Source organism: Hymenobacter sp. BRD128 (assembly GCF_013256625.1).
GTDB lineage: Bacteria > Bacteroidota > Bacteroidia > Cytophagales > Hymenobacteraceae > Hymenobacter.
Window position 1 is genome coordinate 1,865,241 of the sequence record NZ_CP053908.1, and the last position, 16,057, is coordinate 1,881,297.

General features: G+C 62.1%; 14 protein-coding genes. 5 read left to right on the plus strand and 9 right to left on the minus strand.

What is annotated here, in order from left to right; translation table 11 throughout:
• Window positions 1-29: 29 nt before the first annotated feature.
• The 5 genes from GKZ68_RS08185 to GKZ68_RS08205 all read right to left on the minus strand — a co-directional run bounded on the left by GKZ68_RS08185 (window position 30) and on the right by GKZ68_RS08205 (window position 6,359).
• Complete coding sequence (locus tag GKZ68_RS08185) at window positions 30-2,369, minus strand: DPP IV N-terminal domain-containing protein (RefSeq protein ID WP_173113084.1); 2,340 nt, start codon at window positions 2,367-2,369, stop codon at window positions 30-32.
• A 111-nt stretch (window positions 2,370-2,480) separates the two neighbouring features.
• Complete coding sequence (locus tag GKZ68_RS08190) at window positions 2,481-5,024, minus strand: zinc-dependent metalloprotease (RefSeq protein WP_173113087.1); 2,544 nt, start codon at window positions 5,022-5,024, stop codon at window positions 2,481-2,483.
• 148 nt (window positions 5,025-5,172) lie between these two features.
• Entirely contained in the window at window positions 5,173-5,385 is a 213-nt protein-coding gene (locus GKZ68_RS08195; RefSeq protein WP_173113089.1) for a carboxypeptidase-like regulatory domain-containing protein, read from the minus strand.
• Window positions 5,385-5,780 carry a hypothetical protein gene (locus GKZ68_RS08200; RefSeq protein ID WP_173109581.1) on the minus strand — a complete coding sequence of 132 codons (396 nt, stop codon included), beginning with the start codon at window positions 5,778-5,780 and terminating at the stop codon, window positions 5,385-5,387. Before GKZ68_RS08200 ends, GKZ68_RS08195 begins: the two co-directional genes overlap by 1 nt.
• A gap of 132 nt (window positions 5,781-5,912) precedes the next feature.
• Complete coding sequence (locus GKZ68_RS08205; RefSeq protein WP_173113092.1) at window positions 5,913-6,359, minus strand: hypothetical protein; 447 nt, start codon at window positions 6,357-6,359, stop codon at window positions 5,913-5,915.
• A gap of 148 nt (window positions 6,360-6,507) precedes the next feature.
• On the opposite strand from GKZ68_RS08205, the gene GKZ68_RS08210 reads away from it, so the two are divergent.
• From GKZ68_RS08210 to GKZ68_RS08225, 5 genes are all read left to right on the plus strand, one after another.
• Window positions 6,508-6,756: a hypothetical protein gene (locus GKZ68_RS08210; RefSeq protein ID WP_173113095.1), complete on the plus strand. Its 249-nt coding sequence runs from the start codon at window positions 6,508-6,510 to the stop codon at window positions 6,754-6,756.
• Between the two features lie 341 nt (window positions 6,757-7,097).
• Window positions 7,098-8,138 (plus strand): efflux RND transporter periplasmic adaptor subunit, encoded by a 1,041-nt coding sequence (locus GKZ68_RS08215; RefSeq protein WP_217275339.1) that lies wholly within the window; start codon window positions 7,098-7,100, stop codon window positions 8,136-8,138.
• A 74-nt stretch (window positions 8,139-8,212) separates the two neighbouring features.
• Complete coding sequence (locus tag GKZ68_RS22015) at window positions 8,213-9,931, plus strand: efflux RND transporter permease subunit (protein WP_254244214.1); 1,719 nt, start codon at window positions 8,213-8,215, stop codon at window positions 9,929-9,931.
• Window positions 9,835-11,499 carry an efflux RND transporter permease subunit gene (locus tag GKZ68_RS22020; RefSeq protein WP_254244265.1) on the plus strand — a complete coding sequence of 555 codons (1,665 nt, stop codon included), beginning with the start codon at window positions 9,835-9,837 and terminating at the stop codon, window positions 11,497-11,499. Before GKZ68_RS22015 ends, GKZ68_RS22020 begins: the two co-directional genes overlap by 97 nt.
• A 75-nt stretch (window positions 11,500-11,574) precedes the next feature.
• The gene (locus GKZ68_RS08225; RefSeq protein WP_173113098.1) at window positions 11,575-13,188 is read left to right on the plus strand and encodes an efflux transporter outer membrane subunit; all 1,614 of its coding nucleotides are present in this window, start codon (window positions 11,575-11,577) and stop codon (window positions 13,186-13,188) included.
• A 19-nt stretch (window positions 13,189-13,207) separates the two neighbouring features.
• Here the strand turns inward: GKZ68_RS08225 and GKZ68_RS08230 are convergent, their stop codons facing one another.
• The 4 genes from GKZ68_RS08230 to GKZ68_RS08245 all read right to left on the minus strand — a co-directional run bounded on the left by GKZ68_RS08230 (window position 13,208) and on the right by GKZ68_RS08245 (window position 16,002).
• Window positions 13,208-13,618, minus strand: coding sequence for a DUF2000 family protein (locus GKZ68_RS08230; RefSeq protein ID WP_173113101.1), 411 nt, complete (start codon window positions 13,616-13,618; stop codon window positions 13,208-13,210).
• Window positions 13,619-13,666: 48 nt separating this feature from the next.
• On the minus strand, window positions 13,667-14,617 hold the full coding sequence (locus tag GKZ68_RS08235) for a helix-turn-helix domain-containing GNAT family N-acetyltransferase (RefSeq protein WP_173113104.1): 951 nt from the start codon (window positions 14,615-14,617) through the stop codon (window positions 13,667-13,669).
• A gap of 189 nt (window positions 14,618-14,806) precedes the next feature.
• Window positions 14,807-15,421 (minus strand): trans-aconitate 2-methyltransferase, encoded by a 615-nt coding sequence (locus tag GKZ68_RS08240; RefSeq protein WP_173113107.1) that lies wholly within the window; start codon window positions 15,419-15,421, stop codon window positions 14,807-14,809.
• A 119-nt stretch (window positions 15,422-15,540) separates the two neighbouring features.
• Window positions 15,541-16,002, minus strand: coding sequence for a peroxiredoxin (locus GKZ68_RS08245; RefSeq protein ID WP_173113109.1), 462 nt, complete (start codon window positions 16,000-16,002; stop codon window positions 15,541-15,543).
• Window positions 16,003-16,057 lie beyond the last annotated feature (55 nt).

The window sequence follows — 16,057 nt, forward strand, 5'->3', positions numbered from 1 at the left end:
TTTTGGGGTGAGGTTAGGCGCCAGAATAATTACTGCACCTCCGTGCGCGGGTCAGGCCGGGGCGTCATTTCGTAGTCGTGGGGCGGGGTGGCGCCGGCCAGATTCTGCACGAAGTAGTCCCAGCGGCGGCGCGTCATGTAGGGCGAGTACTGGCCGTAGCCGTGCTGGGCCTGCGGAAATACCACGAGGTCGTAGCTCTTGTTGGCCTTGGTGAGGGCATCCACTACCAGCCAGGTGTTATAGGGCGGCACATTGTTGTCCAGCAAGCCGTGGGCTAGCATCAGCTTGCCTTTCAGATTCTTAGCGAAGAGCGCGTTGGCCTGGTTGTCGTAATTAGTGGTGCCGTCGGGGTTGGTTTTTAGCAGGCCGATGTAGCGCTCGGCCCAGTCGTCCTCGTAGTTGCGGTTTTCGTGGTTGCCCGACTCCGAGATGCCGACCTTGAAGAAATCGGGGTAGCGGAACATGGCTGCCGCCGTGGCGTAGCCGCCGCCCGAGTGGCCCCAGATACCGGCCCGGCCCAGGTCGATATACGGGTAGCGCTGGGCGAGCTGGCGCATGCCGGCCACTTGGTCGCCGAGGGTGTTTTCGGCCATGTTGCCGTAGCAGGCATCGTGGAAGCTTTTGGAACGCAGTGGGTTGCAGCTGCCCTCAATCACCACCACCACAAAGCCCAGCTCGGCTAGGGCCTGGTGGTCGTTGCGGGCCGAGGCAAACGACCAGCTGCCCACGCCCCCACCCTGCGGCCCCGGATAGATGTAGTTGATAACCGGATACTTCCGGGCCGGGTCAAGCCTGGTAGGCGTAAAGAGCAGCCCGTACAAATCAGTCTGCCCGTCCTGGGCCTTCACCGTGATGGGCGTGGGCGCTTTCCAACCGCTGGCAGTGAGGCGCGCAATGTCGGTTTTCTCCAGCGTGGCGAGGCGCTTGCCATCGAGGCCGCGCAACACGCTGACCGGCGGCACGTTGGGCTGCGAATAGCTATCCACAAAGTAGTGGCCCGAGGGCGAAAACGCCACTTGGTGGTTGCCGGCCTCGGGCGTGAGCAACGTCAGGTTCTTCCCATCGAGCCCAATGCGGTAGAGCTGGCTGAAATACGGGTTGCTCGCCTCGCGGCCGTCGGCCAGAAAGTAGAGCTGGCGGGCCTGCTCGTCCACTTTCAGCAGCTGCGTCACGAGCCAGCTACCCTTGGTAATCTGGTGTTTGACCTTGCCGGTGGTGGCGTCGTAGAGGTAGAGGTGGCCCCAGTTGTCGCGCTCCGAGTACCAGATAATTTCCTTGGTTTTGGGCAGGTAGCGCCAGTTGATGGCGTGCCAGCCCGACTCGTACTGCGTAGGCACGGTTTCGGCAAACACTTCGCGCACGGCACCGGTGGCAGCATCGGCTAGCCGCAGCTTTTCCTGCTTGTGGTCGCGCGAGGTCGACACGAAGGCCAGCTGCGTACCGTCGGCGCTCCAGTCCACGTCGTCGAAGGTGCCGCTGCTCGAAATATCATCGGAAAGCGAGCCCCGGTGCGGGTCGGGCGGCAGTTGCAGGCGCACCACTTTGGCCGGGCTCACCTCGATGATAACCCGCTCGATGGTGGCAATGTCCTGGTCGCCGGCCAGCGGGTATTTCCAGCTTTTGAGCGTGGGGTGACCCACGTTGGTGGTTACCAGGTACATATCGCCCACCCGGCGCTGGTCTTGCTGGAAGGTGGCGATTTTGCGCGAGTCGGGCGACCAGCGCAGCACCGGCGCATCGCTCATCGTCCAGCCCGCGTTGTCGGTGGCGTAGCCGTAGTCCTTCACGCCGTCGGTGGTGAGTTGGGTTTGCTGGTTGGTTTTGATATCGCGCACCCACAGGTTGTAGTCCTGAATGTAGGCGGCCAGGCGGCCATCGGGCGATACCACTTCATTATCAGCGTTTTTACTAATGGCGCCGCCCACGCCGGGCGGGTCGTCGGGGCTCAGCTTGCCGCCCGCCAGCGCGTACCGGTAGCGCTTGCCGCCCGCCGTGAAGGCAATGGATTGCGCATCGGGCGAGAAGGTGAAGCTGCGAAACGGCAGCCGGGCGGCCTCAACTGGCCGGCCGCTGGCGGCCGATAGCGCGGTGGCTAGCTTGCCTTGGTCGAAGGCGGCGGTGCGGGTTTTGCGCGCCGGGTCTACTACCACAAACTCGCTGCCCTGCGCCGTCATCGTGCGGTACCAGAACCGGTCGTTGGGCAGCCAGTTGAGCTGGCCGATGGCGTGGTCGACCAGGGGCTGCGTGTTGTAGCCCATAAATTGCTCGGCCCGGGCGTAGTCCTGGGCCGTGAGGACGGGCGGCGCCTGGGCAAAGGCCGGCCCAGCTACGGAGCCGGCCAGCGTAAGAGCCAGTAAGTATTTGTGCATAAAGAGCGGGTAAAAACGGCTTTATTGGGGCGAAAGGTAGGGCTGACCGTTCGACCCTGGCCCTTCTAGAAGAGTCATGCTTCAGGTGGTTATCTACAAGCTTTATTCAGCCTAATACGCCTGGTCATCACCCAAAAAATCCAGCGCCGGCAAGCCAATGGGGGCGCCGGGCGGCATTTCAAGGGCCGGGGCGGGCGTGAATTTATTGGGGTCGTCCTCAAACTTGCTAATCTGGGCGAGGCCGAAGAGCAGGTTGGCTTTCTGGCGGGGCTCGGCGGCGTTGAGGTGGTTTTTCATCCACGCTTGCAGCTCGGTTATTTTGAGCAGGCTTTGCCCGCGCACGCCCTCCGAGAGGTCGGGGGTGGCAGCTAGCTGGAGCAGCTGCTTTAGCGTGAGGTTATTCACCACTATTTGCAGCTCGCCGGGGTAGCCGGGGGCGAGCGGCGCCTGCCAGGTCTGGGCCAGCAGCTTATCCACCACCGGCATAAAGCCCGGCTGCCGGGCGTCGCGGGCCTGATACTCGACCAGCCGGGCGGCGCGCTCGGGGCTGAGCAGGGCCGCGATGGTGGGCGCGGCCGCTGCCTCGGCAGCGGCCAGCGGGTCGAAGGTCGGGCCGGTGTGGCCCGCAAAGGTTTCGAGGCTGCTGGGGTAGCCGGCCGGCCGGGGCGGAATCTGCTGGATGAGCTTTTCGGGCAGGGCCAGCGCGGCGGGCGTCACGGTGGCCAGCAGCGCATCGAAGGCGCGCCACTGCTCGGCGGGCTCTACCATTCGGGTAATCACTTGGCCGTCGTCCTTCACGGCGTGGGTGAAATACAAGCCGCCCAGCGACTTAGCCGCCGCCTCTACCTGGTAGCGGTGCAGCAGGTACATGGGCACCAGCACTTCTTCCAGGGTGGCTAGCGGCGCGCCGGCCGGCAGGGCATCGGCCGAAAACGTGTCCAGCACGTGCCGGCGCACGGCCATGAGCTTGGTGAGCTGGGTTACGGCGTTCTCGCCGTCGTCCCACTGATTAGCCAGCGGGTGCGCGTAGCCGCCGATGTCGGGAATGAAGATGTGGCCCTGCTGAAGTGTTTCCCGCATGATTTTATTGAGGGCCGCCGACTCGTCGGTGCCCTTCGGAAAATCCTGGTAGCCCCAGAGAATCGCGCGCTTGTCCCAGCTGCCAATACCGGTGGCGTAGGCCTGCGACACGTCGATGCTGCCATCGGCCCGCAGCGAAAAGCGCGGAAAGGGGTAGTCCATCACCGAGCCGCGCTCGTGGGTGCTGGAGGTGAAGTTGTGGTAGAGCCCCAGCGTGTGGCCGATTTCGTGGGCCGAGAGCTGCCGGATGCGGGCCAGCGCTAGGTCTTCCAGCTCCTTGGGCGCTTTGCGGCCATTTTTATACGGCTGAAGCAGGCCTTCGGCAATAAGGTAGTCCTGACGGTGGCGGTCGGAACCCAACGTGACGACGCCCTTGATAATCTCGCCGGTACGCGGGTCGATGTACGACGAGCCAAACGAAAACGCCCGCGGATTGCCAGCACGGTCCACCCAATTCACCACGTTGTAGCGAATGTCCATCGGGTCGGCGCCTTCTGGCAATTCCTTCACGATAAACGCATTGCGGTAGCCGGCGGCTTCGAAGGCCTGGTTCCACCACGAGCCGCCCTCGATGAGCGCGCGCTTGATGTCGGGCGGCGCGCCCCGGTCCACGTAGTATACAATGGGCGCCACCGGGTCGCTGATTTGGGCGCCGGGGTTTTTCTTTGCAAGCCGGTGCCGCCGCGAAAAGCGCTGCGTCAGCGGCTCGGTCATGGGCACCGAAAAATCGAGGTAGCTGAACGGAAAAAAGCCCGAGCGCGGGTCAAACTCGCGGGGCTTAAACCCGGGCGGGGGCAGCTCCACAAACGACTGGTGCATGCGCACGGTCACGGCGTTGGGGTCGGGCGCGAGGCCGGGGCTGCCAAAGCCAAAGTCGTTGCCGCCCGCGCTGGGCCCACCCACAAAAGTTACCAGCGCCTCAAACTCAGTGTTTTTGGGAAAGTTCTTCGTATTGTCGGGGTACACGGCCGAGCGGGTTTCATCGAAGCGGTAGGGCGCGGGCGCCGGCCCGCCAGCCCCGCCGCGCAGGCCCGCGAAGCTGCGCTTGCCGAGCTGGTCGGTTAGCTTCTGGCTGTCGCGCACCAGGAAGGGCGTGAGGTCGAGCAGCACCTTATCGCCCTCCACGGCCACCGGCGCGAAGCCCCAGATGACGGATTTGGCGAAGGCACTTTCCACGGCGCGCTGCTCGTCGGGGTTCTGGCCCGAGGCGCGGTAGGCATAGTTGGGTTCGAGCAGCAGCACTTTAGGGCCGACTTTCACGAACTTGGCGAGGCTCGACGTGGCCGCGCCGCGCTCGGGCCCACCCAGCCCCACGCCACTGGGGAGCGAGCTGAAATAGAGAAACTCCTGGTCAAAGCGACTTACCTCCAGGTAGACCTTGCCGGTTTTGTCGTCGTAATAAAACGGAAAATAGCCGTCGAACTTCTTCAATCCCTGCGTAATGGCGCTGAGGCTGGCTGCCGGCCGGGCCTCGGCGCGGGGCGCGGGGCTAGCGGTGCCGGGCGCCGAAGTTTGGGCCGTGGCCAGCTGACTAGCGGCGAGCAGGCTAGCCGAGAAAAGTAGGGCGTGTTTCATGCAAAAGGAATAAGCGTTTAGCCGCCGTAAGTATAGCGGCTGGGCGGGCATGGGACCTAGCCGATTTTTACCATTACCAGAAACGCCCGGACTTCCCGCGGAAATCCAGGCGTTTTTGTAGTGGCAATTGCTATAAAGGCAGCGTACCCTAGCGGCGGCGACTCTTGACTTTGCTATTAGGCGAAGGCAGCAGCGTCACGTTCAGGGGCTGGCCGTCGTGGCTGGTGGCAGTTTCGTCCTGGTAGCCGCCGTAGCCGACTACAAACGTGTTTTCGCCGTTGGGTACTTCGAGGGTGTAGCTGCCGTTGGCGTCGGTGCTGGTGCCTTTGGTGCTGCCGCGCAGCATCACGGTGGCTCCCACTAGGGGGCGGCCGCTTTCGTCGAGTACGCGGCCGGCCTGGGTGCGGGTGGTGGGGCCGCGGGGGCCGCCGCTACCGGCTCGGGGGCGGGAGCCGCAGGGGCCGCCTCGGGGGTAGGCGCGGCCGGCGCGGCCGCTACGGGCTGAGCCACGGGGGTGGGCTTAACCAGCTTTTGCTTAGGCAGCTGCTTAATGGGGGCCGCTTTGGGGGCCGCGGCGACTGCCACGGGCGCGGCGGCAGCGGGCACCGCCGCCGGAGCGGGCGCGGCGGGGGGCACCGTTGCGGTGGCCGCTTCGGGCGTATGGCTGCAGCTGGCTAGCCCAATAAAAAGAAACGGAGCGGCTGCCGCCGCTAAGCCGCGCGCAGTAAAGAAGAAATTCATTAAGAGAAAAGTCAAAAGGCGCGGCAAGATAAGTGGCGCTTTGCTTAAGGGCAACAGCCCGTGGGGCGTAGGGCCCAAAACAAGTATCCCGGCTGCCGGGCGGGGCCGGCAGCCGGGATACGGCACTTTTCTACTCGGAATAAAGGCTTAGTTGCTGGTTTCGTCCTGGGGCTTGCGGGCGGGGCCGCTGGTGGTGCTGTCGCCGAGCTGCTGGTCGTGCATCCGGATGCCTTCGCCCAGCTCGTAGCTGCCCTCTTCGGTGAAGCCGGGCCCCTGGGCCTGCTCGCCGGCGGTGGCGTGATTGCTGCCGCCCTGGGGCTCGGTTTCCGAGCCGCCGATGTGCAGGTTCTGGAGCTGGTCTTTCTGGTCGCTGCGCTGGGTGTAGCCGTTGGCGCCGGTGTTGCGGGCGGCGCTGGGGTCGTTGCTTGCCTTGTTGTTGCTCTGGTCTTCCTGGTAGTCGCGCTGCTTGGCCAGCTCTTCGTTGTGGCCCGCCGGAATACTGTTGGTCGGGTTCTGGTTGGGGGCATCGGTTTGCTGGCCCTGTTTTTTGGGCGTGGTGCCGTCTTCTTCGAATAGCTCGTCGCTGAGTATCATAATCAGGGTGGTTTTACGTAGTTGCTACTGGGTGGCCCACTTGCCGGGCCTCGCCCGCCGGGGCTAGCCTGGCGGCGGCCAGTGGCGGTGCCAGGGTGTACGCGCCAGCCCGCCCGAAGTTGGGCCACCCGTTTTCTTTGCCTTTTTATTGCCCGTTCCACTCATGGATTTTGCCAAGCTCTATCGCCCCACGCACTTCAATTCCTGGCAGTTTATCGCCTTCACCGGGCTGCTGATGAGCGGCGGGGCCGAGCTGCTGATGCGCTACCTCGTGCGCCGGCCGCTGCCCACCGGCTACGGCTGGCTCTACGTGTGCTGGGCCACGCTGTTTGTGGTGGGCGCGCTGGTCAATGTATTTGGCAAGCCCGCCGCGCCGGGCCACCATCACCATCACTAATACGGCCCCAAATAGGGCCTGAAAACGGTCCGGATGGCCAGAAGCTCCGTATTCCATTGCCTGCTCACCGGCCCCTCATAACTCTGGCCTCCCCATCGGCCGTATAGCAGCGTCTGCCGGGATAGTTGGGGTCTTCGTCTTTTAGGGAGAGGCTAGCCCAGCCGAACGGCCCGACTCATACGTTTTAAGACGATGCGCAATCGATTACCGGGCCTCGCGGCTGGGCTGCTGGCCTTGCTGAGCGTGGCAGCCTGTGGCTCCAAAAAAGACAGTACTGCCGCCGATGGCAAGCCAGGCAAAGGCGGCAAAGACGGGGGCCGCCGCCCATTAAGGACTACCCCGTGCTCGTGGTGAAGCCCGACACGGTGACGCTGTACCAGGATTATCCGGCCTCTATTCAGGGCCAGCAAAACGTCGAAATCCGGCCCAAGATAGATGGCTCAGTAGACGCCATATACGTCGATGAGGGGGCTAGCGTGAAGAAGGGCCAGAAGCTCTTCCGCATCTCGGCGCCGCAATACGAGCAGGCGGTGCGCACGGCCGCGGCCGGCATCAAAACGGCTCAGGCCGATGTGGACGCCGCCCGCATGGGCGTGCGCAAGGTGCAGCCGCTGGTGGCGCGCGGCATCATCAGCAAGTATGAGCTGGAGGCTGCGCAGTATACCCTCGAAAGCAAGCTAGCCGCCCTGGCCCAGGCCCAGGCGGCGCTGGTCAATGCCCAGGTCAACCTTAGCTACACGGTTATTAAGAGCCCCGTGGATGGCGTGATTGGCACTATTCCGAACAAAATCGGCGCGCTGGTGAGCAGCACTTCCACTACCCCGCTCACCACTATTTCGAGCATCGGCAATGTGTACGCCTACTTCTCGCTCAGCGAGAAGGCGCTGCTCAATTTTATCCGCCGCCGGCCCGGCAACACCTTGCAGGACAAGCTAGCCAAGGTACCCGACGTGCGCCTAGTGCTGGCCGACGGCACGGTGTACCCCTACCCCGGCCGCGTCGAAACCGCTATTGGCCAGATAAATACCGAAACCGGGGCCAGCAGCTTCCGCGCCACGTTTCCCAACCAGCATGGCTTTTTGCGCAGCGGCAGCAGCGGCTCGGTGCGCACCTTTCAGCCACTCGACAACGCGCTCCTCATTCCGCAGAGCGCTACGTATGAGCTGCAGGGCAAGCGCTTTGCCTACGTGCTGGGCCGCGACACGGCCGCCCACGCCATGCCCATTACGGTGGTGCCCACGCCCAACGGGGCCTCCTTCGTGGTGCAAAAAGGCCTGAAAGCGGGCCAGGAAGTGATTGTAGATGGCATCAGCGGCCTGAAGGACGGGATGAAAATCCGGCCCAAAGTAGTGAAGAGCGCGAAGACCGAAATGGCTGGCTAGCCTTCGTTTGGTCATTGCTTCGCGGGCGCACTACCAAACGTGCTTGATACAGCCGCTTATATCCTAATTACCTTATGCTGAAAATATTTATTGAGCGCCCCGTGCTCTCTACCGTTATCTCGGTTATCATCGTGCTGCTGGGCATTCTGGGGCTGCTGTCGCTGCCCATTGCGCAGTACCCCGATATTTCGCCGCCCACCGTGCAGGTATCGGCCAGCTACGCGGGTGCCAACGCCGACGTGGTGCTCAAGAGCGTGCTGGTGCCGCTGGAAGAGCAGATAAACGGCGTGGAGGGCATGACCTACATGACTTCCTCGGCTACCAACACGGGCTCGGGCAGCATTCAGGTGTATTTCAACGTGGGCACCGACCCCGACCAGGCGGCCGTGGACGTGCAAAACCGGGTGGCCAGCGCCACCAGCCTGCTGCCGCAGGAAGTGACCCTGGCCGGCGTGACGGTGCGCAAGCAGCAGAGCAGCAACCTCTTGATTTTTGCGCTCTACAGCGACAACCCGGCCTACGACCAGACGTTTTTGCAGAACTACGCGCTTATTAATATCACGCCGCAGCTGCAACGGGTAAATGGCGTGGGCGCGGCCAATGCCTTCGGCTCGCGCAACTACGCCATGCGGGTGTGGCTCAAGCCCGACGTGATGGCAATCTATGGCCTCACGCCGGCCGACGTTACGGCCGCGCTGGCCGACCAGAACGTGGAGGCCGCGCCCGGCCAGTTTGGCCAGAACTCGGACCAAAGCTTTCAGTACGTTATCAAGTACACCGGCAAGCTCGTCACGACCGAGCAGTTTGGCAATATTGTGTTGAAGGGTACGTCGCAGGGGCAGCTGCTGCACCTCAAGGATGTGGCCCGGCTCGAATTAGGGGCCCAGGACTACGCCAGCAACAGCACCACGTTTGGCAAGCCTTCGGTGGGCATTTCGGTGAACCAGACGCCGGGCTCGAACGCCCGCGACGTTATTCAAAAATCGGTAGCCGTGCTAGCCGAAGCCGAGAAATCATTTCCGGCCGGTATTCATTATACCAACCTGGTGAATATCAACGATTTTCTGGATGCGTCGATTGACAAGGTAATTCACACGCTGGTTGAATGCTTTGCGCTGGTGTTCCTGGTAATTTTTATTTTTCTCCAGGATTTTCGCTCCACGATTATCCACGGCGTGTCGGTGCCGGTGTCGATTATTGGCACCTTTTTCTTTCTCAAGATATTCGGCTACAGCATCAACCTGCTGACACTCTTTGCGCTGGTGCTGGCCATCGGCATTGTGGTGGACGATGCCATTGTAGTAGTCGAGGCTGTGCACGCCAAGCTCGAAAGCGGCTACACCTCGCCGCGCAAGGCCGCCATCGACGCCATGAGCGAGATAACCGGCGCTATTTTGAGCATCACGCTGGTAATGGCGGCGGTTTTTTTACCGGTTACGTTTATTACGGGCTCGGTGGGCGTGTTTTATAAACAATTCGGGATAACGCTGGCGGTGGCCATCCTGATTTCGGCCATCAACGCGCTCACGCTGTGCCCGGCCCTGGCGGCGCTGTTCCTGCTGCCGCCGCACCACCAGACCAACCCCGCCGACCCGGCCGCCCCCGATGGCCAGCCCGCACCGGCTGCGCCAGTGCGCCGAAAAAGACGTTTATGCAGCGCTTCAGCATCGCCTTTAATGCGGCGTATGATGCGCTGGTGGGCAAGTACACCCGCGCTGTGCAGTTTTTGGCGGGGCGCAAGTGGCTGGCGCTGGCGGGCGTGGCGGGCTTCGCCGGGTTTCTGTATTTTTTAATGACGAGCACCCCGAGCAGCTTCGTACCCAATGAGGACATGGGTACCATTTTCGTGAACGTGAGCCTGCCGCCCGCCTCCACGCTGGAGCGCACCACGGCCGTTAACAACGAGGTCGATAGCCTGATTCGAACCATTCCGGCGGTGCGGGGTACGCTGCGCATTACGGGCCAGAATTTTTTGGCCGGCCAGGGTAGCGCCTACGGCATGGTGATTGTGCGCCTCAAGCCCTGGGATGAGCGCAAGGACATGAACAACGAGGCGGTTATCAAGAAGATAACGCAGCTTACGTCCCACATCCGGGCCGGCGAAATCCGCAGCAACTCGCAGCCCACTATTACGGGCTTCGGGCAGACGGGTGGCTTCACGTTTCAGCTTCAGGACCGGGGCGGGCACTCCGTGGCCGAGTTTTATAAAGTGGCGCAGGATTTTCTGGCGGCGCTCAACCAGCGGCCCGAAATCCAGTTTGCCTCCACCGCCTTCAATCCCGGCTTTCCGCAGTATCAGCTGGCGGTGAACGTGGCGAAGGTGAAGGAAGCCGGCCTCAAGGAATCCGACATTCTCAACGCTATGCAGGTGTACTACGGGGGCTCCTATGCCTCTAATTTCAACCAGTTTGGCAAGCAGTACCGGGTGATGGTGCAGGCCGACACCAGCTACCGCGCCAGCCCCGAGGGCCTGAGTAAGATATTCGTGCGCAACGCCACCGGCGCGATGGCGCCCATCACCGAATTTGTGACGCTGACGCGGGTTTTTGGTCCCGAAACCTTGTCGCGCTTCAACCTCTTCACGGCTATCTCAGTCAACGGCTCGCCCAAGGAGGGCGTCAGCTCGGGGCAGGCGCTGGTAGCCATTCAGGAAGTGGCGGCCCAGAAGCTGCCGGCCGGCTACGGGTTCGAGTTTTCGGGCATCAGCCGCGAGGAGCAGGGCAGCGGCAAGCAGTCGCTCTACATTTTCGCGCTCTCGCTCATCTTCGTATACCTGCTGCTGAGCGCGCAGTATGAGAGCTACATCTTGCCGTTTGCGGTGCTCTTATCGATTCCTATCGGCCTGAGCGGCACGTACTTATTCGCCCGGCTCTTCGGCATCGACAACAACATCTACCTGCAGATTTCGGTGATTATGCTCATCGGCCTGCTAGCAAAAAACGCCATTCTGATTATTGAATTCTCGCTAGCCCGCCGCCGCGACCACGGCCTCGAAATTCTGGATGCCGCCATTGAGGGCGCCAAGGCCCGCCTGCGGCCCATCCTGATGACCTCGTTCGCGTTCGTGTTTGGCCTGCTGCCGCTGCTGTTTGCCAGCGGCGCGGGCGCCAACGGCAACAAGAGCATCGGGGCGGGCGCCATCGGCGGTATGCTGTTTGGCACGCTGGTCGGGGTGTTTTTCATCCCGGTGCTGTTCCTGATTTTTGAAAGCTTACAGGAGCGTATCAGCGGCCCGCCCAAAACGCGGGAACAGCTCGAAAAAGAGGAGGTAGCGGGTGGCCCACCCAAGCCGGCCGGCGACAAAAAGCCCGACCAGCCCAAACCGGAAGAACAACCTGCTCCGCAGCCGGCTATGGCCTAGTGGCTAGCTGGGTGGGCAGCCCCAGGGCAGCCCGCCCAGCCAGTATCTGCGTGCAAAGCCCTAGACTTGAAACCAATGATTACCAATAGCTTATTACGGCTAGCCCCCGCCCTACTGCTACTAGCCGCTGCCAGCGGCTGCGGCATTCTGCATCCCTATGGCCGGCCCGAAACGCCTGCCAGCGGCCTCTACCGCGACGTGGCTACTACCGATACCACCACGCTGGCCAGCCGCCCCTGGCAGCAGCTCTTTACCGACCCGCAGCTGCAAAAGCTCATTTCTGAAGGGCTAGCCAACAACCGCAACCTGCAAGTGGCCGACGCCCGCATTGCCCAGGCGCAGGCGCTATTAACCCAGAGCCGGGCGGCCTTTCTGCCCAGCCTCAACGGGCGCGCGACCACTACGCTTTCGCGGACGGGCGGGGCTTTTGTGAGCACCGGCGTAGGCGGCAGCAGCACCACTACGGGTACTACTACCGGCGGCACACCCACCGGTGGTGGCACGACCACGGGCGGCACGACCACCGGGGGTGGCACGACCACCGGGGGTGGCACGACCACTGGGGGCACGACCACCGGCACGGGCACGACCACGGGTGGCACGACCACCGGTACGGGCACGACCACCGGCACCACGACCACCGACCAGTCGAGCATTGTGACGGGCGGCGCGGCCCACCAGTACCTGCTCGGGTTAAGCAGCAGCTGGGAGGCTGATGTGTGGGGCAAGCTGCGCAGCACCCGGCGCTCGTATGCCGCCTCGGTGCTCCAGAGTGAGGCCTACCGGCGCGTGGTGCAAACCCAGCTCATCGCCGACATTGCCGACAACTACTACTCGCTGCTGGCCCTCGATGCACAACTCGAAATAACCCGCCAAACGGTGCAAAACCGCATCAAAGACGTGGAGGTGATGCAACAACTGCTCGAAGGCGACGTGGTAACCGGCGCCGCCGTAGTGCAGAGCGAGGCCCAGCGCTACGCCGCCGAAGTCACCATTCCCGACTTGCAGCGCAGCATTCGGGAGGCCGAAAACCTGCTGGCCACGCTGCTGGGCCGCACGCCCGGCCCTATTGAGCGCGGCATGCTGGCCAGCCAGGACCCGCCCCCGCCCTTGCTCACGGGCGTACCTAGCCAGCTGCTGCGCAATCGCCCCGACGTGCAGCAGGCCGAGTTTACGTTTGAAAGCGCCTTTGAAAGTACCAACGCCGCGCGGGCGTACTTCTACCCTAGCTTCACCGTCACAGCCAACGGCGGCCTGACGAGCACCACCATCCAAAACCTGTTTTCGCCCACGGCCGTGTTTGCCAGCATCGTGGGCGGGCTAGCCCAGCCGATATTCAACCAAGGCATTAACCGCCTGCGGCTGGCCCGCTCGCAGGCATTGCAGCGGGAATATCTCTACACCTACCAGCAAACGATGTTCACGGCCGGCCAGGAGGTCAGCAACGCCCTTTTTGCCTACCAGAGTGCCACCGACAAAGCCCGTATCCGGGCCCAGCAGCTCGGTGCGCTCAATAAAGCCGTAGACTACACCCACGAGCTATTGCGCGCCGGCTTTGCCAACTACACCGAGGTGCTCACGGCCCAGCAGAGCCTGCTGCAAGCCCAGCTCAATGGTGTAAACGACCAGCTGCAGCAGCGCCAGGCCGTGACGGACCTCTACCACGCGCTGGGTGGCGGCTGGCGCTAGCTTAGTGATAACCGGTACGTTAGGTGTAAAATTTCAGGCCGTTCAGGGCCTTGCTGACCTGCTTGGCGTCGCCGTATAGCACCAGCCCCACCAGCGGCTGCTCGTCATCGGTGTAGCTAGCCACTACGGCCAGGTTTTCGGCTTCGCCCCTAGTGGCAAATAAGGGTTCGGTATAAATGCCTACTGCTAGCCCCCGCTCGGCGGCGCGGCGGCGGGCCCGCTGCAATTCTTCTTCACGCTCAGCCTTATACACGAGTATTGGCTGCCGCAAAAACGGCAGAAACGCAGTGCCCGAGCTGCCCACTAGTGGCTGGCCGTGCGTGCCGGGAAACTGAATGGCCACTGCGCTAGCCAAAAAAGCCGTTACGTTTAGCTTTTGCCAGTCGGCCAGGTCATTTTTCAGCACAATGGTAATTTTAGTAGCGTACATCTACAAGTTAAAACATTATCTTTCAAGTAATTATTCATACTCTTGCCACTACGAAAGCAACAGCTCCATTTGCACATCGGCCCGCGCATAGGGCGAGGGCACAGCCTGGGCTAGCGGCTGAAACCCTAACTTGCGGTAGAGGTTCAGCGCCGGTGTGAGCGCAGAATTGCTTTCTAAATAGACGCGGGATGCCCCTAGCGCGCGGGCTCGCTCGATGGCCGCCTGCCCCAGCAGGTAGCCGATTTGCTGGCCCTGCGCGGCCGGCGCCACGGCCATTTTTGCTAGCTCGTAGCCGCCATCGCTCATCCTGATAAGGGCGCAGGTGCCCACTACCGTCCCATTTAGCTCGGCCAGCAAAATGCTGCCGCCTGGCTTCAAAATGTACGCCTCGGGCTGGTCCAAGGCTTTTAAGTCGGCCGGTTCCAAGGTAAAGTAGTGTGAAATCCACTCCACATTCAGCTGCCGAAAGGCCGGTTGGTCGGCCGGCTCAAAATTGCGGATGCGCACGAGGCCCGCCTCGCGCTGCCGCCGCGTCGCCGCTACCCGATGGCGCAGACTCTGGCGCTGCAGTTGCTGCTCAAAAATTTCGAGCGCCTGCCATAGGTCCACGTTGGCTTCGGCCAGCAGGGCTTGCATGCTGCGTCGCACATCCTCGGTTTGGGTTTGCAGCTGAGGCAGCAGCGCTTGGCCACGCGGCGCCAGCGCCAGTAGGCGGCGGCGCTGGTCGAGCGGGTCGGTCGTCATGGTTAGCAATTCGTGACGCACTAGCTCCTTGATAATCTGGCTAACCGAGGCGTGCGTATGCCCAATCTGCCCGGCAATTTCATTGCTGGAAATACCCGGCTGGTGCGCCACCAGGTAAAATACCGGGTACCAACGCGGCTGAAAATCCAGCCCGTATTGCGCGTAAATACTCGCAGCTTCCCCAGTTAGCTGCTCGCTCAGGCGGCGCAGGCGGCTTCCCAAAGCCACCGGGCCTAGCTGTTGAATAAAATCCACGGCAGAGTTTTATGTAAGTACTTACACAAAAATACTACTGCGGTGGTTTAGTCACAAATTCCAGGTATTCACAATAAGCTACTGGGCACATTTTGCCTTAGGGCAACCACGTCCAGGCAAGCCCTGTCTGAGTCGGAATGTGCCCTCAGCAGGGCTAGCGGCCACATTAACCCTGGCCGCTACTAGTCTCTAACGATACACGAATACGGTAAAGTCGCCGTCGCGGTAGCCTTCGTGTAACTCCACTGTGGGGGCTAGCGATTGGCAAAAGGCCACAATATCGGCGGGGTCATACGCTACCAGCGGGCCGCCGCCGGCCGGCTCCCAGCTCAGCAGGTTGAAGCCCAGGCCGAGCCGGCTACTTGCATACAGCGTCTCGATAGCCTGAAAAATGAAGCCCGGCTGGCGCTGGCGATAATTGAGCGAGCCACTGGCCAGCACGTAATCGCTGAGCGGCAGCTCCTGGCGCAAAAAATCGCCGGTGGCCAGGGTAATATCCGGAGCATCGCGGTAGCGGGCCTGGGCCAGGGCTAGTAGCTCCGGCATTTGCTCAATGCCGTGGTAGTGCACCCCGGCAAAGCGCTGCCGCAGATACGGATACAGGTCGGCATAGCCACAGCCCACGTCGAGCACCGAGCAGTGGGCGAGGTCAGCAATCTGGGCCAGCATTTTGAAGCGCACCTGCTGGCTATCAGCATGCCAGCCGAGGGCGCCAGGGCTGCCTGGCCCATAATCCAGAATGCGCTGCCGATGGTAGCGGAATACAGCCGCATTGTCGAGCAGCTGCCCAAAGCGCTTGCGCATGAAGAAGTTGGTTAAATGGTTATGCCAGCCTTAGCCAACTTATCGGGGAATCGCGCTTACGCATCTCACTACGCTTGGCGGCACCAGTCTTCGGTTTAGAGTCCGCCAGGGGCCAGAACCTAAGCCTTACTGGCCAGCCCGCGCAGCACCTCTTTGGTCTTGCTAACGTGGTCGATAGCGCCGCTCAGGGAGTTGAAAATATAAGCGATTTTACCGTTCTTGTCAATTACGAACGTGACGCGCCCCGGCAGCAACCCGAGCAGCGCGCGGGGTACCTCATACTGCCTGCGTAGCTGCCCGCCGCCATCGGCCAGCAGCGGAAACGGCAGCCGGTGCTTCTGGCTGAACTTCTGGTGCGAGGCCTCGCTATCGGAGCTCACGCCCACCACCACGGCGCCCAGGTCCAGAAAATCGGCGTACTGGTCGCGAAAGGCGCAGGCCTCGGCGGTGCAGCCGGGCGTGTCATCCTTGGGGTAGAAATAGAGCACTACCGGCCTGCCCCGCTGGTCGGCCAGGTGAAACGTATCGCCTTTATCGGTGGGCAGAGTAAAATCGGGGGCTAGGTCGCCGAGCTGAAGCATACGTGCAGTGAACAATTAATAATGAGTAGTGAACAGGTGGAAGGGGTATTGTTCA

Excerpts from the sequence above, each read along its gene's own strand:
- GKZ68_RS08185 (WP_173113084.1), bottom strand. The coding sequence starts at position 2,369 with ATGCACAAATACTTACTGGCTCTTACGCTGGCCGGCTCCGTAGCTGGG.
- GKZ68_RS08190 (WP_173113087.1), bottom strand. The coding sequence starts at position 5,024 with ATGAAACACGCCCTACTTTTCTCGGCTAGCCTGCTCGCCGCTAGTCAG.
- GKZ68_RS08205 (WP_173113092.1), bottom strand. The coding sequence starts at position 6,359 with ATGATACTCAGCGACGAGCTATTCGAAGAAGACGGCACCACGCCCAAA.
- GKZ68_RS22015 (WP_254244214.1), top strand. The coding sequence starts at position 8,213 with ATGCTGAAAATATTTATTGAGCGCCCCGTGCTCTCTACCGTTATCTCG.
- GKZ68_RS08225 (WP_173113098.1), top strand. The coding sequence starts at position 11,575 with ATGATTACCAATAGCTTATTACGGCTAGCCCCCGCCCTACTGCTACTA.
- GKZ68_RS08230 (WP_173113101.1), bottom strand. The coding sequence starts at position 13,618 with ATGTACGCTACTAAAATTACCATTGTGCTGAAAAATGACCTGGCCGAC.
- GKZ68_RS08240 (WP_173113107.1), bottom strand. The coding sequence starts at position 15,421 with ATGCGCAAGCGCTTTGGGCAGCTGCTCGACAATGCGGCTGTATTCCGC.
- GKZ68_RS08245 (WP_173113109.1), bottom strand. The coding sequence starts at position 16,002 with ATGCTTCAGCTCGGCGACCTAGCCCCCGATTTTACTCTGCCCACCGAT.